Source organism: Marinobacter sp. L-13, from assembly GCF_056857715.1.
Map to the genome: position 1 here is coordinate 78,326 of NZ_JBSXNQ010000055.1, position 21,513 is coordinate 99,838.

At 59.5% G+C, this 21,513-nt stretch carries 19 protein-coding genes and 1 tRNA gene; 9 read left to right on the forward strand and 11 right to left on the reverse strand.

Translation table 11 applies throughout. The features are described 5' to 3' along the window. The first annotated feature begins 213 nt into the window (after window positions 1-213). Complete coding sequence (locus AC13DD_RS11000; RefSeq protein ID WP_008177455.1) at window positions 214-726, forward strand: DUF6586 family protein; 513 nt, start codon at window positions 214-216, stop codon at window positions 724-726. A 51-nt stretch (window positions 727-777) separates the two neighbouring features. Then, the gene (locus AC13DD_RS11005; RefSeq protein WP_008177453.1) at window positions 778-1,038 is read left to right on the forward strand and encodes a hypothetical protein; all 261 of its coding nucleotides are present in this window, start codon (window positions 778-780) and stop codon (window positions 1,036-1,038) included. A gap of 4 nt (window positions 1,039-1,042) precedes the next feature. Here AC13DD_RS11005 and AC13DD_RS11010 read toward each other — a convergent pair whose 3' ends face one another. Both AC13DD_RS11010 and lexA read right to left on the reverse strand, forming a co-directional pair. Then, window positions 1,043-1,534 (reverse strand): cell division inhibitor SulA, encoded by a 492-nt coding sequence (locus AC13DD_RS11010; protein WP_053112501.1) that lies wholly within the window; start codon window positions 1,532-1,534, stop codon window positions 1,043-1,045. Window positions 1,535-1,576: 42 nt separating this feature from the next. Further along, window positions 1,577-2,188, reverse strand: coding sequence for a transcriptional repressor LexA (gene lexA / locus AC13DD_RS11015; RefSeq protein ID WP_008177448.1), 612 nt, complete (start codon window positions 2,186-2,188; stop codon window positions 1,577-1,579). Between the two features lie 215 nt (window positions 2,189-2,403). Between lexA and AC13DD_RS11020 the strand changes: the two genes are divergently transcribed. The 3 genes from AC13DD_RS11020 to AC13DD_RS11030 are packed head-to-tail and all read left to right on the forward strand — an operon-like array spanning window position 2,404 to window position 4,868. After that, window positions 2,404-3,405, forward strand: a complete 1,002-nt coding sequence (locus AC13DD_RS11020) for an amidoligase family protein (RefSeq protein WP_273157551.1) — start codon at window positions 2,404-2,406, stop codon at window positions 3,403-3,405. Next, a complete protein-coding gene (locus tag AC13DD_RS11025) occupies window positions 3,398-4,132 on the forward strand; it encodes a gamma-glutamyl-gamma-aminobutyrate hydrolase family protein (protein ID WP_008177443.1) in 735 nt (244 codons plus the stop codon). Before AC13DD_RS11020 ends, AC13DD_RS11025 begins: the two co-directional genes overlap by 8 nt. Window positions 4,133-4,163: 31 nt before the next feature. Then, window positions 4,164-4,868 (forward strand): SIMPL domain-containing protein, encoded by a 705-nt coding sequence (locus tag AC13DD_RS11030; RefSeq protein WP_014577645.1) that lies wholly within the window; start codon window positions 4,164-4,166, stop codon window positions 4,866-4,868. 2 nt (window positions 4,869-4,870) lie between these two features. Here the strand turns inward: AC13DD_RS11030 and AC13DD_RS11035 are convergent, their stop codons facing one another. After that, entirely contained in the window at window positions 4,871-8,554 is a 3,684-nt protein-coding gene (locus AC13DD_RS11035) for a translocation/assembly module TamB domain-containing protein (protein ID WP_482931130.1), read from the reverse strand. Window positions 8,555-8,628: 74 nt separating this feature from the next. Further along, window positions 8,629-10,278, reverse strand: a complete 1,650-nt coding sequence (locus AC13DD_RS11040) for an autotransporter assembly complex protein TamA (RefSeq protein WP_273157559.1) — start codon at window positions 10,276-10,278, stop codon at window positions 8,629-8,631. A gap of 291 nt (window positions 10,279-10,569) precedes the next feature. Here AC13DD_RS11040 and AC13DD_RS11045 point away from each other — a divergent pair, with 291 nt between their 5' ends. The 3 genes from AC13DD_RS11045 (at window position 10,570) to AC13DD_RS11055 (ending at window position 13,480) form a co-directional block, all read left to right on the forward strand. Then, window positions 10,570-11,577 (forward strand): hypothetical protein, encoded by a 1,008-nt coding sequence (locus tag AC13DD_RS11045; RefSeq protein WP_008177437.1) that lies wholly within the window; start codon window positions 10,570-10,572, stop codon window positions 11,575-11,577. 199 nt (window positions 11,578-11,776) lie between these two features. Continuing rightward, window positions 11,777-12,112, forward strand: coding sequence for a hypothetical protein (locus AC13DD_RS11050; protein ID WP_039882193.1), 336 nt, complete (start codon window positions 11,777-11,779; stop codon window positions 12,110-12,112). A gap of 129 nt (window positions 12,113-12,241) precedes the next feature. Then, on the forward strand, window positions 12,242-13,480 hold the full coding sequence (locus AC13DD_RS11055; RefSeq protein ID WP_008177432.1) for an SAM-dependent methyltransferase: 1,239 nt from the start codon (window positions 12,242-12,244) through the stop codon (window positions 13,478-13,480). 66 nt (window positions 13,481-13,546) lie between these two features. Here the strand turns inward: AC13DD_RS11055 and AC13DD_RS11060 are convergent, their stop codons facing one another. The 7 genes from AC13DD_RS11060 to AC13DD_RS11090 all read right to left on the reverse strand — a co-directional run bounded on the left by AC13DD_RS11060 (window position 13,547) and on the right by AC13DD_RS11090 (window position 19,788). Then, on the reverse strand, window positions 13,547-14,053 hold the full coding sequence (locus tag AC13DD_RS11060) for a phosphoketolase family protein (protein ID WP_482931131.1): 507 nt from the start codon (window positions 14,051-14,053) through the stop codon (window positions 13,547-13,549). A gap of 74 nt (window positions 14,054-14,127) precedes the next feature. Then, window positions 14,128-14,799: a DUF998 domain-containing protein gene (locus tag AC13DD_RS11065; RefSeq protein ID WP_053112512.1), complete on the reverse strand. Its 672-nt coding sequence runs from the start codon at window positions 14,797-14,799 to the stop codon at window positions 14,128-14,130. A 75-nt stretch (window positions 14,800-14,874) separates the two neighbouring features. Beyond that, window positions 14,875-17,421 (reverse strand): alpha-glucan family phosphorylase, encoded by a 2,547-nt coding sequence (gene glgP / locus AC13DD_RS11070; protein WP_482931132.1) that lies wholly within the window; start codon window positions 17,419-17,421, stop codon window positions 14,875-14,877. Window positions 17,422-17,573: 152 nt separating this feature from the next. Beyond that, window positions 17,574-17,846 carry a DUF5676 family membrane protein gene (locus AC13DD_RS11075; RefSeq protein WP_053112513.1) on the reverse strand — a complete coding sequence of 91 codons (273 nt, stop codon included), beginning with the start codon at window positions 17,844-17,846 and terminating at the stop codon, window positions 17,574-17,576. Window positions 17,847-17,858: 12 nt separating this feature from the next. Next, complete coding sequence (locus tag AC13DD_RS11080; RefSeq protein WP_053112515.1) at window positions 17,859-18,050, reverse strand: hypothetical protein; 192 nt, start codon at window positions 18,048-18,050, stop codon at window positions 17,859-17,861. 224 nt (window positions 18,051-18,274) lie between these two features. After that, window positions 18,275-18,351 (reverse strand) — tRNA-Met (locus AC13DD_RS11085). 99 nt (window positions 18,352-18,450) lie between these two features. Then, the gene (locus AC13DD_RS11090) at window positions 18,451-19,788 is read right to left on the reverse strand and encodes an acetyl-CoA C-acetyltransferase (RefSeq protein WP_075267570.1); all 1,338 of its coding nucleotides are present in this window, start codon (window positions 19,786-19,788) and stop codon (window positions 18,451-18,453) included. A gap of 310 nt (window positions 19,789-20,098) precedes the next feature. Here AC13DD_RS11090 and AC13DD_RS11095 point away from each other — a divergent pair, with 310 nt between their 5' ends. Beyond that, the gene (locus tag AC13DD_RS11095; protein WP_482931133.1) at window positions 20,099-21,505 is read left to right on the forward strand and encodes a 3-oxoacyl-ACP reductase; all 1,407 of its coding nucleotides are present in this window, start codon (window positions 20,099-20,101) and stop codon (window positions 21,503-21,505) included. The last annotated feature ends 8 nt before the right edge of the window (window positions 21,506-21,513 follow it).

Below are 21,513 nucleotides of genomic sequence, written 5' to 3' on the forward strand. Positions count from 1 at the left end.
CCAGAAATTCATGCTGTTGGGTAGCCGCCACGAGCAGAACTCGCACAGCCGGGCGCCTTTTTGCCAAATTCAAACGGTCGTTTCAAGTGAATGTTTGTGTTTTATTGTGAAACCTCACCGCACAGAGAATGGAAGAAATTTGATAGCGAAAATGATATAGTGACGAATTAATTTTTCGGGGTTACACCCGCGCTGGGGGATTGAAGGTATTCCATGGCCTCGCAATGGCACTCACTGGTTTCTCAAAAGCTCTTTCTCGCCCGCACGCTGCTTCAGCCACTCGACCGGCCCACAGACGAAGCTCAGGAACAACGTCCCAACGAGGCGGAACAGGCGCTGCGCCGGGAAGCCGCTATTCAGGGGGCGATCGAGCTGCTTCTGCGGTCTCGAAAACTGTTGCTGGTCATGGTTGCGAGGCTATACCAGAGAAAATCAGAGGAACCTTCAACCCTTGATGAGCTGGTCGCTCTTATCGGGCCAGAACCGAGTGAAGTTGGCCGCCTGAAGGAGCTAGAACAGCGATCCGGGAGTTGGTGGAACCATCTTGAGCAACTCGAGCGCGCTCAAAGCAGACCTCCGGCGACCAAAAAAACCGTGAGCGAGGAAAACATTATTGCGGTATCGGCCGATTCCGGCCCGGATCGATCGTCGGCTGCTTTGATGAAAACGCTGACCGCCGTCAAACATTTTGCCGACGATCTGGAAGAGCAGCACAGCGAGTGGTAAGCCACTCCCAGCTCCGGCTATTCAAATCGTATTAACTTGAAGGTTTATTGAATGTCACCATCGTTTTTTGAAATCGTGCAATTGACCAATGGCGATTACGCTCTGCGCCGCATTGATGATGACAGTGCGCCACTGGTAAAAATCTCTTTTTCGGAAGAAGCCCGGGAAATGATGGAAGATCGGGATATGTCGGTTGCCAAAGCCATGATTGCAGCTGGCATTGAGGCTGTAGGCAATGTTGCCCACGATATCGACTGGGAAGATGACGAACTGGACGCCTCAGACGCCCAGCCCTCCTACACTCTGCATTGATCGGTTAACGCTGCCTGAGAACGACGCCGTGGCTATTGCCCTCGGCCGAGGCTCTTTGCAGGGATTCGAAGGCAACTCGCCCCAGTTTACGGGTCCACATGACCACAGCGTGACAGGTGCCGGCACTGAGGGCTCGCTCTGCCAGGTCCTGGGCAGGATAGTCCGGTGTTGAACGCAGCACCAGCAATTCGCCGGCGACAATCCCGTGCATTTTTTGCCACTTGCTAACCAGCGCCTGGGGCGGGTCGATCCAGGCCAGCCAGCGCTTCTCTTGATTCAGCTGGGTCAGCATTGGCAACAGCAGCTGGAAATTTTCTACCTGGCCTTCCGGCAGAATGATCTCCGTCACATTGCCACAGACTTTGGGTTCGGTGGTTTCCGGAGCGCGTCGGGCGCGAATGACGGAACGTCGCTCGCGGGCGGCGGTTGCCGACACTGAACAGGACAGAGCATTGGGGTTGTAGGCCAGATTCTGATTAAAGCTCATTTGTTCCATAATTCACCCGTTATTCAAACTATCTGAGGCTATCCGAACCGCTCAGTGCAGGTCAGAGCGGCGGATAACACCAACACCCAGACCCTCGATGAACAGCTCCTGTTCGGTCAGGTCCACTTCGATCGGTGCGAATTCTTCGTTTTCGGCAATCAGGTAGACTTTCGAGCCTTCCTTGCGGAAACGCTTTACCGTGACCTCATCGCCAACCCGGGCAACAACCACCTGGCCGTTGTGAACATCCTGGGTACTGTGAACTGCCAGCAGGTCGCCATCAAGAATACCGATGTCTTTCATGCTCATGCCCCGGACCCGCAGAAGATAATCTGCAGACGGCGAAAAGAATTCTGGCTGCAGTGTGCAGTGGTCCTCGATGTGCTCCTGAGCAAGGATCGGACTACCGGCAGCGACCTGACCAATGACCGGGAGGCCCAGATCCTCTTCCGCCTCAGGCAGACGGATGCCGCGGCTCGCTCCCGGCACCATCTCGATGGCACCTTTCCTTGCCAATGCCCGGAGATGTTCTTCCGCGGCGTTGGCCGAACGGAAGCCCAGTTCTGCTGCGATTTCAGCACGGGTTGGCGGATAGCCGGTCTCGTCGACGTATCGGCGAATAATATCCAGTACCTGGGACTGCCTTGCTGTAAGCTTCATCAAGCTACTCCGCTATATCGGGATCGGGCCGCTGCAAACATCAGCCTCTCGTAAGAGTGGCTCCGGAGGCCCTGTTTTTTTATACAGTAAACTGACTATATACAGTGTTTTATCCAGTGTAAAGTCGGCTCCCTGATTTTCTTGCATCCGCTTAATAATGAGGATCAACGGCGGTGTGATATGGTTAGGGCACTATTCCTCACGAACCAGGGAGCACCATGACTCAAGTCAGTGCCTGCAGGATGCCTGACATCCTAGAGACGAACGAAGGGAAGGAACGCCGGGTTGGCGTCGAGATCGAACTGTCTGGTCTGGGCTATGATGAGCTGGTTACATTGGCGGCGAAGATGCTGGAGGGCACACCTGAGCTCAAGTCACGCTATGTGACAACCTTGCAGACAGCTCTTGGCGACTTCACAGTTGAGCTTGATTCCGATCCGATCAAGGATCTAGATCTGGCGGACGAGCGCCTCCCCGAGTCCATTCGTGAACTCGGTGGACAGGCGATGGATGTGATCGACGCCGCGGCTGAACGCGTGGTACCCCTCGAGATCATAAGCCCACCCCTGAAGTTTTCCAGCGTCGAGGTGATTGAAACGCTCATCGACAAACTCAGGAACGCCGGGGCACTGGGCAGCCGGGACGCCATCTATTTTGCGTTTGGCCTGCAGCTTAATCCTGAGTTGCCCGACCTCAGCCCGGAGACCCTGGTTCGTTATTTCCAAGCGTTCGCGGCCCTGTATGAATGGCTCAAGCACCGGCATCAACTGGACGTCAGCCGCAAATTCACCACCTACATCGAACCCTGGCACGGCAGCTACACAGAGCTCCTGATGGAAGACAACTATCATCCAAACCTCGGGGAGCTCATGGAGGATTACCTGGAGTTCAATCCTACCCGCAATCGCGCGCTTGACCTGCTTCCACTGTTTGCCCACCTGGACAAGGAACGGCTGGAACGCCATGTTCAGGATCCCAGGATAAAAAGCAGGCCAACCCTGCATTACCGGTTGCCGGATTGCGACATCGACAATCCCGGCTGGCATTTCTCAACCGTTTGGAACGACTGGGTCGTTCTGGAGCAACTGGCCAACAATCCCGACGACCTGGCCGACATGCGGCAACTGTTCCGGGAGCGGCGCAAACTGAATCTTCACAACCTGACCCACAGCTGGCGGGAAACCACTGACGACTGGCTGGCCAAAAACGGGTATGTCTGAAGAGTCCAAAGAACAGGAACTTGAGGTTCCGGGCCTGACGATCGGCATCAGTGGTCCCGCTCGAAAAAGCCTTGCCCATCGCCTGATCAGCCTGGGTCTGCGCCTCCACGGTGCCCGGACCCACTATATTCGCCCCGGTTCACGGGTTGCCGTACCGATGCTTGATGGCCTGGTGCTGTCAGGCGGCACCCACGTCCATCCTGAACGTTATGGGCAGGAGCCACAGGTTACCGCCAACTATGACCGCAAGCGGGATAAAACCGATCAGTCACTGCTTGAGCAGGCTGAAGCCATTGGCATTCCCGTGCTCGGGATTTGCCGCGGCGCCCAGTTCATCAACGTTTTCCACGGCGGGTCCCTGTGCCAGAACGTGACACCGCTGAGGGTCAATACCCGGCATCGCCCACTGCTCTTGCCCCTGCAAACCGTGCGACTGGTAACGCACAGCCGGCTTGAGCAAGCCATGCGCTCCCCGGTGATCGGCGCCAACCGGATTCACAGCCAGGCCATCAAGCGCCTGGGCCGCAACCTGCGCGTGACCGCCGTGGACAATGATCTGTTTGTACAGGCTATTGAAAGCACCGGACGCCAATGGCTAACCGGCATCCAATGGCACCCGGAATACCTGCTCTACCATGGCGGACACCGACGCATCTTTGGCCAGTTCGTGGATGCTGCCCGCCGATACAAACTGGCGCGCCTGGAACCGGATTCCGACGACGCCTGATCCATCAACGGTTTCCAAAGGAGGCACTACCATGAACGGACGGAACCGAAAGCTCCGTTTAAACCTGAAGTCCGGTTTTATTCTCCCTCTCGCGCTCACAGTACCTGCTCTGACAATGGCAGGTGAGGTTACGCTCACTGGCGAGGGCAGTGTCCGATACGAGCCCGACAGCGCCAGACTCCAGTTCACAGCCAGTGCCGAGCACGAGCTTCCCCAGAAGGCCACCGAACGGGTAGCGGCCCTGATGGCGCAGTGGCGCGAGGGTATTACCGAGTACCAGGATCAGCTCAATGATTACTCAGACGCGTCGGTAAACCTTTACACCCGAACTCTGCCCGCATCTGAAAGGGAGGAGCAGCCCCGCAAGCAGGCCGTCGCCTCCCAGACCGTCAGCTTCAGCATCAGTGATCTTACTCTGCTCAACCCCCTGCTCCAGCAGGCCCAGGCTGTGGGCCTGGATTACCACCTGGGCCCTCACCAGTTCTTCCACTCGGATGAGACCGGTATGGAACAGGAAGCACTGGCCAGAGCCATCGCAGACGCCCAGGCCCGCTGCCGATTCGTGGCCAGTCAGCTCGACCAGAGCTGTGGTGATGTGGTCACCATCAACATCAATGGCGGGCACCGCCCGGTACCAATGATGATGGCGGAGGCCAAATCCATGTCGGATACGGTCTCGAGCGTGGGTGAGCGGGAAATCCGGGCCTCAGTGAGCGCCACCTTCGAGCTGGACTGAACTCAGAAATCCCGGGTGTAGAAGATATCCAGGGAGGCCGCCAGCCCGCTGGCAGCCTCCAGATAGAAGTAGCGGCCCAGATCGTAGCGCAGAGCGACCGTGGTGATCGGCTCGAAGATGCCGACACCGTAGCGGACACTCAGTTCATCCGTCAGATACCCGCTCGCCACCACCGAGGTCTGATCGCCGGAACCCTCCGCTTCCAGGGTGAGCTGGCGAATACCGAACTCTTCGCCAATTTGCCCCGTCACCTTGTTGGCCTGGGTCAGTCCCAGGGACAGCGCCGCCCGGCTCATCTGGCCCTCATCACCCTGGCTCTGGGGCGCCCGGCCAAGAATGACATAGGAAAGCGCCTCCGTCTGAGGCATGTCGGGGTTGGAGAATACTTCCGTCTGGGGCGACTGCACAGGGCCGGTCAGACGAATACCGGCCACGACGGTATCCACGGTGCGGACGGCCTCGATGTCCAGATAGGGCTGGGTAAGGTTGCCCACGAACAACAGTCTTGCCCGCCTGAGCTTGAGCTCCTGACCATAGGCTTCATACTGGCCATTGACCAGTTGGAGCGTGCCACGGGTATCCATGTCATTGCCAATGCGAAGAGATCCCTCCAGATCACCGGTCACGCCGAAGGCGGCAAAAGTCACCTGATCTTCTCCAACAACCACGGTCACATCCATATTCAGCGATCGGACAACGGGCTCTTCCCGTTCCACGCCGACAATGACCTCATCCTCCGAGACCGACACGGCCTGGTCCGGCAAACCCTGTATCTCGATGTCGCCTCTTGGCACTCCGACCTGTCCGGATACCTCCAGGGCCCCCTCACTGAAAACGATGGTCAGATCCGGCTCCACCTCAAGCTGCGCATAAGGCTCCAGGTTGAATGGCACACGGCTGCCGGAAATCGTGATTTCCCCCCGGGGAGACTGTTGCCAGTCGATTTCCCCATCCACAATGGTCTGGCTTCGCGCATTGCTCCGGATCCTGCCACTGATCTCGGCCGAGTAACCGCCAAACTGAACGCTGGCGATCACCTCCTCGATCGGTACCGGCAAGCGGGGATCGGAAACCCGTCCATTCACCAGGTGCAGTTCGCCGGTCACCGCCGGCTTCATCAGCGGGCCGGAGAGCTGGCCCTGGCCGTTCACCCGACCGGCAACTTCGTCCAGCCCGGAAAGCAGTCCTGCAAGGGCAATATCCAGACCCTCGAGACTGAAGGAACCCTCAACGTTGCGGTCGTCCGAGTTCGGATCCAGGTTCATGTCCAGCGTGAAATCGCCAAGCTCCGGTCCGGAAAGACGGACTGCAAGGTCGGCCTGTTTCGGCTTCAGGGCGACCTCGCTTGTCAGGGTATTGTAGGCGAGCGACTCCCACTCGCCGTCCACCAGCAACTGGAATTGTCCTTCACCGGCGTCCAGGAAAAGGCGTCCGTCCGGACCGTCGCCGGTGGTGGTGAAATCGACCTCTCCGTTGATCCAACCGTCCCAACGTAATGTCTCTGGCAGCAAGGGAGCGAGGGCCCCGGTTGGGAAGCGGTCGATACGATAGACAATGCGGGGAACCGGAAGCAGTGTCTGGTCCTCGGCACAAACCGTACTCTCCTCCCAGCGCCAGCAATGATTGCCAAATGTGAGCTCACCATCGGCTTTGTATGCCAGGGTCGCCGGGGCCTGCAGCCGCCATTGTTGGGACTGTTCCGGAAGGTCAATCACGCCCCGGGACAGCTCTCCCTGCCAGGTTCTCCAGTCAGCGCCGGCCCCTCCTGCGAAATCCAGCTCAAGGTCAGCCTCGGCATGACGTGCTCCGATGCTCACGGTGTGCTTTCCCTGGGTGCCATTGGCTTCCAGAGTGAGCGTTTCAAGCCCTTGCCCGAACCCGTTGAGATTTTCCGCCTGCAAACGGCTGACAAGACGCATGCCGTCCTGCAGATCGGCCTCAAGACTGAGGGTTTCAATGGCGAGCTCATCCTGCCAGCCCAGGTTTTTGCCACTTGCACTCAGCTCGCCCTTCGGGCGCTCTGGTGTTCCCTCCGCCTTCAGAGTGGCTTGCAGATTCCCCGTCAGGCCAGGCAGGACAATTTCCGGCGCGGGCAGGTTCAGAGCCAGATCACCACGCAGAACCTCGCCCCAGGTACCGCTACCCTCAATACGGTTGTCACCCACCAACAACTGCAGGTCGGATAGTTCCCAACTGCCTGATGAGGTATCTAGCCGTCCCTGCAGAGACGCGGGATTGGAACGCCAGTCGCCCTCAAGATCCCATCCGGCATTCATGGCAGGTACCGGTCCATCCCCGAGTTGTCCCTCGGTCGTCACATCACCGCTGAGACTGGCTTCCAGTACAGGTACCCAATAACCGGGATTGAAGTCTTTCAGGCGCAAGGCCGCCTGCCAGGAAAGCGGCCCGGAAAAGTTCACCGAGCCGTTGCCGGTAAGAGACCCGGCGCCTGTGCTGACGGCCAGGTTGGTCAGTGTGGTCTGCTCGGCATCGCCATCCACCGTGGTGGTCAGTTCAGCGCTGCCCTGAGGACCCTCGACACCGGCTTGAAGCTCTGCATGGTAGTTCCCCTCACGCCAGGACACGGTGCCATCCAGGGAACGAAGGGTTACCACTGGCGGCTCAAAGCCCGGGATCAGCGTATACCAGGGAAATCCGCGCAAACGGATGTCGGCACTGGCTTCGAGGCCCTCGCTCCAGGAGACATTGCCATTGGCCACCACAGTGTCTTGCCCTGCACCATTCTCCCGGTCCGCGGCCAACTCGATCCGGATGCTCTCGGCCGCGCGAGTCGTCGCCAGGCCCTCCAGGGTCAGCCGTACCAGGCCTGTCGTGCCCGGAAGCGTAGCCTGCCCCCGGGTGCGAAAACCCTGCTGAAGGCTACCCCTGGCGTCCACAGACCAATCATTGAGCACAAGGGTCTCCGGCAGCGCCTGCGCTGCGCGGAACTGATCCGAGGTTAGCCTCAACTGTGCCGGCAGGGCCGGATCGAGCGGCTCGACTTCCCCCGAGAGTTCAGCATCCAGGTAGCCACGGCTGGATGCAGCGACCATCAGGTCCCGAACGCTGCCGGAGAGCCGGGCGTCGAGAAGCCACTCGTCTCCATAAGGCGGCGGGATGTCCGCTTTGACTTCCAGATTGACAGGCCAGTCCCGGCGGGTTTCTATCCGGCCAGCGGCGGACACCGTGTACTCACCCAGCTGATACCAGGCGCGCTTTATGTTCCAGGCGGCGCCCGACCCTCCGGCGTCCAGCTCAAACCGGTCCCAGACTTTGTTGCCGTTGAAGGTAAAAGGCCCGAGCCGGACGCCACTGATATTCAGCGCCAGCGGCAGGTCCACGCCCGGCAGTGTAATGGGGCTCCCGCCTTCGGCTTTGTCCGTCGGAGGCAATTGCGAGACTTCGAGCGTCTCTGCTTCCAGATTCTCTATACAGAGCTGTTTTCGGAACAGACAGGAAGGGGACCAGTCCACGAGTGGCGACTCAACGACCACTTCGACCCCGTAACCACGCCATTTCAGGTGGTCGGCTTGCCACCGACCAAACAGAGATCCCCGGTCATTTTCCACCTGAAGCCCTGGCACCTGTTCTATAACCCAGGCGGTTCCCGTCTCAGAGCGCAGGGCCAGCAAAACAGCGGCCACCACAAGGACAGGCACGAGAATCAATACCGCCAGCCCTACCAACAGCCAAAACCGGAGGCGGCGCGGGCGTGCCGATGGCTTGTGCGGCCTGTCGTCCGAAGTTTCCGGTGTCCTCGTCACAGCTCAGGGCCCATGGAAAAGTGAATGCGCCAATCCCCGCCAAATTCACGATCCAACCCTTTGGCGATGTCCAGCCTCAACGGCCCGACCGGGCTGATCCAGCGTATGCCGACACCAGCGCCGGTGGCCAGCGGGTCGCTCGGATTGTTGATCGCGTTGCCGTGGTCGACGAACATGGCGGCACGCCATTTGTCCGCAAACTGATACTGATACTCGGCACTGCCAACCATCAGGAAGCGTCCGCCCACCGGCACGCCGTTATCATTCTCTGGCGACAGGGTTTCATAGCCATACCCTCGCACACTCTGGTCACCGCCAGCGAAGAAACGCAGGGATGGAGGTACATCTTCAAACCGGTTGGTTGCCACAGCCCCCGCCTGCAGACGGCCCAGAAACCGGTGCTTGTCCGCCAGCGTAAACAGCCCCTTGACCAGTGCGTTTACATGAAGGATATCCACATCGGACAGCGCCGCCCGATGCGAACCGGTAACATCGAACTGCAGGCGATAGCCCCGGGATGGGTCCAGTGGCGAGTCCGTGTGTATTTTCGAGTATCCCGCACCGGGCAGCAGGAGTGTGCTTGTGCCTTTCTCGTCATTGCCGATGTTAAAGCGCTCACCTTCCCAACGCAGCGACAATATCTGTAGCCAGCCGTTATCCAACTGATGCTGCCACTGCTGCCCCAGGCTCAGAAGTTCCGATTCCACATTCTCGATGTCCTCGCGCTGGTAACCGGCGCTCAGGCGGATCAGGTCGGTCATGGGCGGATCCAGGGGCAGCTCGTACCAGGTACTCAGGTTCTGCCTGGGTACCGAGAGTTCTGTCTCGGCGCCCCGCTTGTGCCCCATGGGATTGATCCAGTGTTCCCGCCAGTTTCCACGGAACCTGGGTCCGACATCGGTCGAAAACCCCACGCCCGCCGCCACAGAGCGGGCCTCGCGCCGGGTGAGATCAACGCGGACCGGAATCACGCCGTCCTCGGCACTACCCGGTGAGGCATCGATATCAACACTGCTGAAATAGCCGCTGTTCAGGAGATCCCGGTTGAGCCTTGCTACTTCATCAGCATGGAAGGGTATACCTGGCTCGAAAGAAACGAACTGCTCCAGTAGACCGATCTCGAACCAGTGTCCCTCGGCAAAGGTTACCTCTCCGAGCCGGTGCCTTTCGCCGCTATCATAGATAAGCGTAACCGCAGCGCTTCGGGTTGCCGGATCCACTTCCAGGGTACGGGTAACAAATGTGCCGTCGAAATAGCCACGCCGTCGGGCACGGGTCTGGATGGTGTCTCGCAGGCTGGCATATTGACCGTGGTTGAGAATGTCGCCTTCCGCCGGGTGCTCTGGCAGATCGGCGTTAAACCGTTCATCTGACGCAGCTGCCCCCCTGATCTCCACGGTCCGGGACGTAACTCGCACCGGCTCCCCCGGTGTAATGGACAGAACGAGCGTTGCCGTTGTGTCGGAACCACCCTCTTCAATCCGCCAATCAATCAACGGGCTGTAATACCCGAGCGCCCGCAATGCCTCCTCGGCCTGACCAACGGCCGTGGGGGCATAACGCCTGAGATTACTGGCACTGCGGCCTTCAACCTCCCCGATAAACGCCTGGGCATTTGATTTCAGATCCGGGTAGTCTCCCTCCATGTTCACGACGACCTGTTGCGCGCAAACCCACGACGGCAGCCAGCAGAGCAACAAGATCAAAAGCCGGACCCGGCCCGAATTCACGACTTGATAGATTGATAGCATCCGGCTATTTCAGTGTTGGTGGTAACAAGAAGGATTTCCGTTCAAGCGTGGGAGTTTAATGGCAGACGGTCAAGTTAATCCATGGTTGGCCTTTCGGACTGCCCTGAGCGGCTCAAGGGCGAGTCGTTTGTGGCGTTGAAATAAGCTAACCTGTCAGATACTTAGCAACAGACCGGACCCTGGCGAATGCTGAAGATAAATCGAGAAAACCTGAAATCCAGCCACCAGCTTGTCTGGTTCATCATTGATTTCCTGATGCTGGGCCTGCTGATCATCAACCTGGCGTTCATCATCTGGGACTCGATCTATAACTTTGTAGCCGTTCAGAATCTGCTGAAAGAGCATGCTCCGGCCATACAGTCGGCCTACCACCCCATCCATGAACGCTTCATCTTTTACGATCTGATCTTCGTCAGCATATTCCTGACCGAGTTCTTCGTCCGCTGGGGTTACGCCATCAAGGCAAAAATCTACGACCGCTGGTACTTCTACCCGTTTATTCACTGGTATGACCTGGTGGGCTGTATTCCGGTGGGAAGCCTGCGTTTCCTCCGTATCCTCCGTGTGATCTCCATCATCTATCGACTGCACCAGTACAAGATCATTGACGTTACGAACACCAAGATCTACCGCTTCGTAAATTTCTATTACGAAGCCTTTATGGAAGAGCTCTCTGATCGCATTGTGCTGAAGGTGCTGAGCGGCGTGCAGCAGGAGGTCAAACTGGGCTCTCCGCTGTTTGACAAGATCCAGAAGGACATTCTCTATCCCCGACGGGACATGCTCTCCGACTGGATTTCCAAACGGGTTGCCGAGGCGGCCCAGGAAGGCTACGTACCCAATCGCGGAGCCCTCAGGAGCTACCTGGAAGACACAGTGGATAATGCCCTCAAACAGAACCTGGAACTGTCACGACTGAAATATCTTCCGGTGGTGGGCCCCACCATTCAGGAAACCCTGGAAGAAGCGGTCGGCGACATCGTTGCCCATGTCATCCACCAGATCCTCGAAGACCTGGCTTCAGCCTCCAATCACGCCTTCATTGAAGACATCGTGAATGTTTTCCTGCCGACACCCGGTGAAGTGAAAGCCGACGAAGCCCAGAACGAGGCCTTGATTAACCTGATTATCGAAATCATCGACGCAGTCAAGGACCAGGTGAACGTAAAACACTGGCGATCAGAGCTGCCGTGACTCGCTGGCGACAGGCCTTAAGACCAACAAAAAAAGAGAACATCCATGGATGTACAAGACACCCCGACTCATTATCAGCCGGCCCATGAGCTCCTGAAACAACTGGAGGCCGGCACCCTGACCAGCGAGGCACTGATTACCGCCTTACTGGAAAGAATCCGGGACCAGAACCCTGCCATCAACGCGATTGTGGCGCTGGATGAACACAGCGCACTGGCCAGCGCCCGCGAAGCGGATAAGCAACGCGCGCTCGCTGGTTTCCTTCCGCGGCCACATCCCCGGCCCGCCCGGCACCCAGTCCCGACCGGATCTGGTCGAGGGCGGCCCCATGGCCCGCAATGCCCGGGTCGGTTTATGGCTGGAGGATCCGCTGTGCCCGGTGGAGCATGAGCTCACCGGGGGTTATCGCACCCTGGGCAACTCCCTGGCCGACAGGGGCGCCCTGGTGAACCTGGATATCGATCCGGGCCGAAGTAAGCCAAGATCATCCGGAAATACAGGAGTACGTCCGGATGGCCGGAAAAGACTTCCATAGTTCCGGTAACTCCTGCAAGCGTCCCAGTTTCCGATAAGGTTTGACGAACAGCAGTTGCCTAATAAATGATAGTCCACCTACTTTTTAACCCACTGAAACTTGCTGGGAACAGCGTAAGGATGGAAAGGCATGAGCAGGGAATCCTTGCCGGAAGGCGGGCACCTGGGGTCCCGGGAAAAGCCAACGGGAAAGACGAGCGCAATTCACCGTAATCTTTTCCTGCAGGCGCTGAAATCTCTTCAGTTCGGTTCGTTATCGCTTACATGGCCGGATGGAAAGACGACCCGCCATGAAGGAAAACAAGACGGTGTGCATGCGGAAATGGCATTGCTGCAGTGGGATGTCATCGATCACCTGATCACCCACGGTGACGTGGGATTGGGCGAAGACTACATGGCAGGCAAATGGTCCACACCCGACTTGCTTGCCCTGATGCGCCTCGCCGCAGGCAATATCGTTGTTTTTGATCGGGTTTTGCACACCAGCGTATGGCTCAGGTTATGGCACTGGTGCAGGCACCGGTTGTCTTCCAATACACTGAAACGCAGCCGTAAGAACGTCCAGGAGCACTATGATTTAGGCAACGACTTTTATCAGCTCTGGCTGGACCGGAGCATGACATACTCCTGCGCCCTGTTTGACGGCAATACGTCCCTCTCGCTTTACGAGGCCCAGAAAGCGAAATATGAACGCATCCTTCAGCGACTGGCACCGGAACCGGGAAGCCGCATTCTGGAAATAGGCTGTGGCTGGGGTGGTTTCATGGAAATCGCAGCCACACACGGATGCCATGTGACCGGTGCGACCCTGTCCGGCGAACAGGCGGATTATGCCCGCCAGCGACTCGAGTCCGCCGGACTGGCGGAAAATGCCGAGGTTCGTTTACAGGACTACCGGGAGCTGTCCGGCCCCTTTGATTACCTGGTATCAATCGGGATGTTTGAGCACGTTGGCGAATCGTACTGGCCCGCCTACATGAGGGATGTGCACGACTACCTGAGACCTGGCGGCAAGGCAATGATACAGACCATTACCATTGCCGAGGAGCGATTTGAGCGATATCGCTCCGGCAACGACTTTTTGAGGGAACATATTTTCCCCGGTGGTATGCTGCCTTCCAGAAAGCGTTTTGAAGCTGTTGCCGCCGATAGCGGCCTGGTGGTGAACGATGTGTTCGAATTCGGGCAGGATTACGCCATTACGCTGGAAAAGTGGCTGGCGAACGTCGACGAACAGATACCGGCGATACGGGCGCTCGGGTACAGCGAGATGTTCGTGCGAAAGTGGCGGTTTTACCTGGCCAGCTGTGCCGGTATGTTTCGCGCCGGAGGTATCAATGTGATGCAGGTGGAGTTAAGCCGGGAGTAGCGACCCGGCTTTTCCGCAGCGACGAGCGTTATTGGCTGCAGGCATGGGAGCCTGCAGCCATGGGAATTATTCTTGACTTCGGGTGGGGTCCGCGGTTGCCCCCCAGCGCCATTGGGTAACCTCCGGCATATCCACGCCGTGCTCGATGATGTGATGCCGATGCTCGATCAGCCGGTCACGCAGCCATTGCTTGAGATAGGCGGCCCGTGACCCCAGTTGCGGAACCCGATCAATGACATCCGCCACCAGGTGGAAACGGTCCATGTCATTGCGCACCACCACGTCGAACGGCGTGGTGGTGCCTTCCTCCTTGTAGCCACGCACGTGGAGGTTCTTGTGATTGGTGCGCCGGTAGGTCAGGCGATGGATCAGCCAGGGATACCCGTGATAGGCGAAGATGATCGGTTTATCGGTCGTGAACAGGGTGTCGAAGTCCTTGTGTGACAGCCCGTTCGGGTGTTCCGCCTGGTCCTGCAGGGTCATGAGATCCACCACGTTGATCACACGCACCCTGAGCTCGGGCAGGTGGCGGCGCAGAATATCCACCGCCGCCAGGATCTCCAGAGTCGGCACGTCGCCGGCGGGCTCGGCCCGGCACTGGCTTGTTCGGTTTGTATAGGTTTTTCAAGATCAGGTCCTCCACAAAGTCAGGGATAGGAGTGCTTCAGGTCAGGCTCAGGTTTCTGTTGCGGCCGGATGACCTGCAGGCAAGCCCAAACTTCCCAGACCAGGAAAACCGCCAGCGCGACACGCTCCGCCAGGCCCGGCGCGATATCCAGTTGAATGGCGATCACGAACGCCGTCACCGCCGTCGCCGCGATCACCGACAGCACCAGCGAGGCGGCGCGCTGGCGGCGCCAGTCGAGCTGACGGCGAAAGGCCGCTGAAAACACGAACAGCGCGGCGAGTTCCAGTGCAAACGCCAGGCTGGCTGCCCCCCGGTGTATCTGCCCGGGCAGGTTCGGCGCCTGGCCGGGTGCCTCGATGGGAAACAACGCCGCCAGCAGGATACCGACCGCGGCCAGGCCGAACAGCAGTACCGACCAGGTCCGCAGCGGCCCCGGGCGCAGCGCGCCGCGCAGGGCCAGGGTCAGCGCCAGGTTACCCCAGCCATGCACGAAGGCGCCAACCATGAACAGCCAGCCAAACGGCTGGTTAGCCAGGTCGCTGACATAATCGCTGGTCCAGTCGACCCCGCTGCCGGTCAGGTGCAGGGCGATAATTGCCGCCCCGAACACCGCAACCCCCGCCAGCCCCAGCAGCGCAAGCCTGCGCACCGGCCATGAAAACCTGTGTTCCCTGGTCATACGTGCTTTCATCTCTCCTGAGTGTCTCCTGCGCGCCAGGACACCAACCCGACTCGCGATCTTCCTGGATGCGCGATACCCGCCCGCTCACCGTTGCCAAAGGATGTGAGCAGCTTCCAGGGGGATCGCCACACCATTGTGATGCGGCATGAGTCGCGCGGTATAGTCTGTCGCCGGGCGGGCCGCAGGGGCTGCTGCGCGATAGCTGTAGCCGCTTTCGCCGTCCGTCGGTTGCCGCAGGCGCTGCATCTCCACCCGTTCAGGTGCGCTACCGTCCCTGCCGTCGGCGTAGAGCTCAACCCGCACGGCCTCCGGATCAAGGTCTCCGAGGTAGACCTGAACCTCGAAGAGGTGTTGTTCACCGTCAGGCTCGACCTCAACGTCGCCGAAGCGTATCGCGGCCCATTTGTGATCCAGCGCGTGCCGCCATTCAACCAGTTCCGCGCCGACTCCCCCTTTGCCAGCGGCCCGCTCACGGTATGCAGCGGCAGCCGGGAGGTAGTGTTGCTCGGTGTATTCGCGCACCGTACGGTTGGTAGAAAAGCGCGGTGTCAACCGCGCCATGCTCTCGCGCATCCGGTTCACCCAGGCGGAGGGAATGCCTTGTTCATCACGCGTATAGAACTCGGGGATCACTTCGCGTTCGAGCAGGTCGTACAGCGCATCGGCTTCAGCCGCATCCCGGAACGGATCATCGCCATGTTCCTGGCCGTCCCCCAGTGCCCAGCCCACATCCGGAGTGTAGGCTTCCGCCCACCAGCCGTCCAATTCCGACAGATTGATACCACCATTGACAAGCACCTTCATGCCACTGGTGCCACTCGCCTCCCAGGGCCGGCGCGGCGTGTTGAGCCAGACATCCACGCCCTGCACCAGGTGCTCACCCAAGTGCATGTCATAGTCGCTCAGGAAGATCACACGGGCGCGCACCTCGGGCCGCTGGATGAATTGCATCCATTGCCGGATCAGGGCCTGGCCCGCCCGGTCCTGCGGATGAGCCTTGCCGGCCATAATGAGCTGCACCGGGCGCTGCGGGTCAGTCAGCAGGCGCAGCAGGCGCTCCGGGTCATGCAGCAGCAGGTTCGGCCTCTTATAGGTGGCGAAGCGGCGGGCAAAACCCAGCGTCAATACCCCGGGATCAAACAGCTGGTTCGCAGTATCAGCGGCCTCGGGCGCCTCGCCGGAGGCGGCCAGTTGCCGGGACAATCGATCACGGACGTAGTCAACCAACGCCTTACTGGCCGCCGTGCGGAATTGCCAGAGACGGGCGTCGGAGAGGGCGCGAATGTGCTGCTCATGGGTTTCCGTGGTCCCCAGCCAGCGTTCCTTGCCACAGGCCTCGGTCCAAAGATCATCCGCCGCCGCCGAGTCCCAGGTCGGCATGTGAACGCCGTTGGTCACGTGCGTAACCGGCACCTCATCCACGGGCCAGCGCGGGAACAGCGGCGCAAACAGGTGCCGGCTCACCTTGCCGTGCAGGCGACTTACGCCATTCACCGCCCCGCTGCCGCGAATCGCCAGGTACGCCATATTGAAATCCTCGGCCGGATCGTCCGGATTCCGGCGGCCCAGCGCCAGCAAATCGTCGAGCGTAATGCCGAGCTGGTTGCTTGCGTAGCCACCCAGGCAGTGCTCGATGAGGCCTGGTGGGAAACGGTCGAAGCCAGCGGCCACCGCCGTGTGGGTGGTGAAGAGATTGCCCGCGCGCGTGGCGGCCAGCGCAACGCCGAACGGCTGACCGGTCCGCTGCATGAAGTGGCGGGCGCGCTCCAGCACGGCCAGAGCCGCATGCCCTTCATTCAGGTGGCAGACTTCCGGTTCGATACCGAGCGCGGCGAGCAACCGCCAGCCGCCAATCCCGAGGATCACCTCCTGCATCAGGCGTTGATCCGGCGCGCCCCCGTAAAGCTCACTGGTTATTCCCCGGTACGGCGGGTAGTTCGCCGCATCGTTGCTGTCCAGGAGGTAAAGCTTCACACGGCCCACCTGGACCTGCCAGGCGCGCAGCCAGATCGGGTGGCCGGGCAGGCCGAGCTGTATCCGCAGCCACTCCCCGTTGGAATGACGCAACGGCGTGATTGGCAACTGGCCGGGATCGTTATACGGGTAAAGCGCCTGCTGTGCACCGTCCCGGTCGATCAGCTGGCGAAAATAGCCTTGCTGGTAGAGAAGCCCCACGCCAATCACCGGAACACCCAGATCGCTGGCGGCCTTGAGCTGATCGCCCGCCACGTTGCCCAGCCCGCCGGAATAAATGGGCAGGGCCTCGCTCAGCATGAACTCCATGCTGAAATAAGCGGCACAGGTTAAAGGCGGCCGCGGGTAGGTTTGCTGAAACCACGCCGGCGCCCGAGCGGCATCTCGCCTGGCCTGCACCAGGTCCCCGACGTCTTTACGGAACGCCGGATCGGCCAGAAGTCCCTGGAGCTTCTCCCGCGAGACCGTCTGCAGAACGACCCAGGGGTTACGTGTGGCTTGCCACAACTCGGGATCCAGCTGCCGCCACACCTGGTCGGTCGCATGATTCCATGACGAACGCATATCCAGGGCCAGCTCGGCCAGGGCATCAAATCCCTCGACATCCGTATGCAGTGGGCCGTATAGCAGCTGGCTGACAGGGGTTTCATTGTTCATGGGGTCTCCTTCCTTATTAAGACCGGGGCCTGCGTCCGTTGATAGCCCTTGCGCCGCCGCTCACCTGCGCCGCGGCTCACCAGAGTGGTGCCCCTGCCAGGGTCAGTTGTGCTCCGGGGGATTAAACCGTGGTTGCGTGGACGGGGGCGGACTCAGTCCCCACTTTGCTTGGCATCGAAGTAACGGTGAAGTCGATTGTAGATCGGGCAGAACACCAGCCCGGCATAGGCGCCATATAGGAAACTCTCAATCAGGCCGACCACAAATCCCCACCAGGTCAGCCACTTGAATCCCGGCAATACCTGCTCAAGAAACGCATGCATATGCAGGCTTTGGGGCGTTACCAGTCCATAGATAACGCAGACAATGAAGGTGACCGCTGCGAACAACCCCAGCGCCCAGGTAACCAGTTTCGTGTTAAGCATGTTCCACTCCCATCAATGGCGATGACCCGAGGGTCGGTCCTGATTGCTGTCCGGTTTGTCCGGCTTGTCCGTCTTGTCGGACGCGCCATGTCCGCCGTGCCCGCCTCCGCCGTGACCACCATGCCCACCGTGACCGAACATGTGCATGGCCACGAACAGGATGCCGATAACCACCCAGAACCAGTTTTCCGCTAACCATTCCATATAACCCTCCTCCGTCTGCGGTTGCGCCCGACTGCCATTGTGTGATCTCCGGAGCGGGCATGCATCTCCAGCGAGATAAGCAAACCACAGTCACCTGAGTTCAACCTGAATTATTGGAGCGAACCGGATCGGGATTTGACCTCAATCAAGTCAGGAATGGGAAACTTTCTGCGGACAAATAAAAAAGGCAGACCAGTAGCTTACTGATCTGCCTTTCTCTTAGATGGTAGCGGGGGCTGGATTCGAACCAACGACCTCCGGGTTATGAGCCCGACGAGCTACCAGACTGCTCTACCCCGCATCAAACTGGTTGTTGCTCAGGGAACCCCTGATCAACGTGGCGCGCATGATAAGGGCTGAGCCTGGCACTGTCAAAGGAAAGTTCCGGTTTTCCGGAAACTTACCGCTCCAGAATCGCTGTTACCCCCTGCCCGCCTGCGGTGCAGATGGAGATCAGGCCGCGGCCACTGCCCTTTTCCTCCAGCAACTTGGCCAGGGTCGCAATGATGCGCCCGCCGGTGGCGGCGAACGGATGGCCGGTGGCCAGGCTGCTGCCTTTTACATTGAGTTTGTCCCGGTCGATGCTGCCCACCGGCTTGTCCAGCCCCAGACGGTCCTTGCAGAAGGCGGGATCCTGCCAGGCTTTCAGAGTACACAGCACCTGCGAGGCGAAGGCTTCGTGGATCTCGTAGAAATCGAAATCCTGAAGTGTCAGCCCCGCTTTTTCCAGCATCCGGGGTACGGCGTAAGCTGGCGCCATCAGCAGCCCCTCTTTCTTGTCCACAAAATCCACCGCTGCCACCTCGGAGAACGTCAGCCACGCCTTCACCTCATGGTTATTCTCTTTCGCCCACTCCTCACTGGCCAGCAGCACGCAGGAGGCGCCATCAGTCAGCGCCGTGCTGTTGGCCGCCGTCATGGTGCCGTTGTCCCGGTCAAACACCGGCTTGAGCGTCGCCAGCTTCTCAAGGGTTGTATCCGGCCGCAGAATATTGTCCTTGTCCAGCCCCGCCAGCGGCGTCAGCAAATCTTTAAAGAACCCCTCTTCATAGGCCTTGGCAAGCTTCTGATGACTCTCCCAGGCCAGCCTGTCCTGATCTTCCCGGGGAATGTCCCACTCCCTGGCCATCACCTGGGCATGCTCCCCCATGGACATGCCGGTGCGAGGCTCCCGGTTCTCCGGAACCAAGGGCACGAGGTGCGCGGGCCGGAACCGCGCCAGAATCTTCAACCGCTCGCCGGTGGTTTTGGCCCGGTTCAGATCCAGCAGAATCTCCCGAAGCCCCTCGCTTACACCAATCGGCGCATCGGACGTGGTATCGGTACCACCGGCAATACCACATTCGATCTGCCCCAGGGCAATCCTGTTGGCCACCAGAATGGCTGCCTCCAGCCCCGTCCCGCAGGCCAGCTGAATATCATAAGCCGGTGTCTCCGGCGCCAGACCACAACTCATCGCCGACTCCCGGGTAAGGTTAAAATCCCGGGAATGCTTGATCACCGCCCCTGCCGCCACTTCCCCGAGGCGCTTGCCCTGAAGACTGTACCGATCCACCAGCCCCCGCAGCGCGGATGTCAGCAACTCCTGGTTACTGATCTTGCTGTAGGCGGTATTGGACCGCGCAAACGGAACCCGGTTACCACCCAGCACTGCTACGCGGCGAATACCCGAAGGGGCTGTGCTGGTCTTTTTTGAAGTAGCGGTTTTCTTGCGTGGAGTTTTCGATGCTTCTGCCATGATCAATCCAATCCTTTTGCGGAAAATTTCATTGCCGGATGGAGCATTGGGGGCTGGCCTCCCAAAACCGTGCGGAGCCATGGATGGCGGAGCCGAGCGTACAAGGACGTATTCACAGCGTGTTTTGGGAGGCCAGCCCCCAATGCTCCCTGCACCCAGGCTGGCAACAAGTGTAGCGACAACGCACAATGCCTCATTGGCACCCCTGACAACACCCTACAGGCATTGAGTCAATCCAAAAACTGTCCGATTCTTTACCCTGTAGACAATCCGCATCCAGAGAACCGATTGCAACCACAAGGAAGCCCCCATGTCCGACCTCTATCTTAGACTGGTAAACACCCCCGTTGGTAGAACCGCCGCACAATCCCTTGGTCTCCCCGCGCCCGCGCCACTGAAGCGCCTGAAGCGCACCGACCAGCCATTTATCGAAGGCAAGGTGCTCATCGGCGCCGCCAACGGCGGAAAAGCCATTGCCACTTTAGGCAGTATTCTCGGCGCCAGCGCGGCCACCCTTCATCACGCCAGCGAAAGCAATCGCCTGGCGGACTCATCGAAAGCCGGCAACAAAGCCCGGCCGCTGGACCTGGCCTCCGACATCAACCAGCAGTTTTCGGCGCTGGTGTTTGACGCCACCGGCCTGAAAGGTCCGGCCGACCTGCGGGCACTATACGACTTCTTCCACCCCACCATCAAAAAACTGGGCAGCAACGCCCGCGTTCTGGTAATCGGCCAGAATCCCGCCAGTTGTCGCAAGGCGCCGCAGGCCGCCGCGCAACGGGCACTCGAAGGCTTCGTACGCAGCGTTGGCAAGGAAATCGGCAAGAAAGGCTCCACGGCGAACCTACTGTGGATGGCCCCAGGGGCAGAGAAGCAACTGGATTCCAGCGTGCGGTTCTTCCTGTCTGCCCGCTCTGCCTATGTGTCCGGCCAGGTCGTGAAGGTCGGCAAAGGCAACGCTGCCCCTGCCACCAATCCCGTCGCACCACTGACTGGAAAGGTGGCACTGGTCACCGGAGCGTCCAGGGGTATCGGTGCTGCCATTTCTGAAACCCTCGCCCGGGACGGCGCCACCGTGATCGGCCTCGACATTCCGCCGGCCATGGAAGAACTGGAAAAGGTCACATCCGCTATCAACGGGAAGGCTCTGGCCTGCGACATTACCGACGACAAAGCACCAAAGTTGATCGCCGACTTCATCGAAGAGCATTTCGGCGGCGTCGACCTGGTCATTCACAATGCCGGCATCACCCGCGACAAGACCCTTGGCAACATGCCCGAGCACTTCTGGGATATGACAATTGCCGTAAACCTGACCGCCGAGGAATTGATCGACGAAGAGTTGGCCAAGCGAGAACTGATGAAAGAGAACGGCCGCATCGTCTGCATCTCCTCCATCAGCGGCATTGCCGGAAATTTCGGGCAGACCAATTACTCTACTGCCAAGAGCGGCGTGATCGGCTACGTGGAAGCCATGGCCCGGCAACTGAAAAACGGCATCACCATCAACGCCGTCGCCCCCGGGTTTATCGAAACCCGGATGACCGCCGCCATGCCGGTCACCATCCGCGAGGCCGGTCGCCGGATGAACAGCCTCTCCCAGGGCGGGCAACCCGTTGACGTGGCGGAAACCATCGCCTGGTATTGCAGTCCTGCGTCCAGCGGAGTGAACGGCAACGTGGTGAGAGTCTGCGGCCAGTCGCTGATTGGCAAATAAAAAAAGGG

Bases quoted from the DNA above. Each gene is read 5' to 3' on its own strand.
- AC13DD_RS11075 (WP_053112513.1), bottom strand. From the start codon at position 17,846: ATGCTTAACACGAAACTGGTTACCTGGGCGCTGGGGTTGTTCGCAGCG.
- AC13DD_RS11000 (WP_008177455.1), top strand. From the start codon at position 214: ATGGCCTCGCAATGGCACTCACTGGTTTCTCAAAAGCTCTTTCTCGCC.
- AC13DD_RS11065 (WP_053112512.1), bottom strand. From the start codon at position 14,799: ATGAAAGCACGTATGACCAGGGAACACAGGTTTTCATGGCCGGTGCGC.
- glgP (WP_482931132.1), bottom strand. From the start codon at position 17,421: ATGAACAATGAAACCCCTGTCAGCCAGCTGCTATACGGCCCACTGCAT.
- AC13DD_RS11005 (WP_008177453.1), top strand. From the start codon at position 778: ATGTCACCATCGTTTTTTGAAATCGTGCAATTGACCAATGGCGATTAC.
- AC13DD_RS11020 (WP_273157551.1), top strand. From the start codon at position 2,404: ATGACTCAAGTCAGTGCCTGCAGGATGCCTGACATCCTAGAGACGAAC.
- AC13DD_RS11010 (WP_053112501.1), bottom strand. From the start codon at position 1,534: ATGGAACAAATGAGCTTTAATCAGAATCTGGCCTACAACCCCAATGCT.
- AC13DD_RS11045 (WP_008177437.1), top strand. From the start codon at position 10,570: ATGCTGAAGATAAATCGAGAAAACCTGAAATCCAGCCACCAGCTTGTC.
- AC13DD_RS11025 (WP_008177443.1), top strand. From the start codon at position 3,398: ATGTCTGAAGAGTCCAAAGAACAGGAACTTGAGGTTCCGGGCCTGACG.
- AC13DD_RS11080 (WP_053112515.1), bottom strand. From the start codon at position 18,050: ATGGAATGGTTAGCGGAAAACTGGTTCTGGGTGGTTATCGGCATCCTG.
- AC13DD_RS11050 (WP_039882193.1), top strand. From the start codon at position 11,777: ATGAACACAGCGCACTGGCCAGCGCCCGCGAAGCGGATAAGCAACGCG.
- AC13DD_RS11055 (WP_008177432.1), top strand. From the start codon at position 12,242: ATGAGCAGGGAATCCTTGCCGGAAGGCGGGCACCTGGGGTCCCGGGAA.
- AC13DD_RS11095 (WP_482931133.1), top strand. From the start codon at position 20,099: ATGTCCGACCTCTATCTTAGACTGGTAAACACCCCCGTTGGTAGAACC.
- AC13DD_RS11090 (WP_075267570.1), bottom strand. From the start codon at position 19,788: ATGGCAGAAGCATCGAAAACTCCACGCAAGAAAACCGCTACTTCAAAA.
- AC13DD_RS11040 (WP_273157559.1), bottom strand. From the start codon at position 10,278: ATGGAGGGAGACTACCCGGATCTGAAATCAAATGCCCAGGCGTTTATC.
- AC13DD_RS11030 (WP_014577645.1), top strand. From the start codon at position 4,164: ATGAACGGACGGAACCGAAAGCTCCGTTTAAACCTGAAGTCCGGTTTT.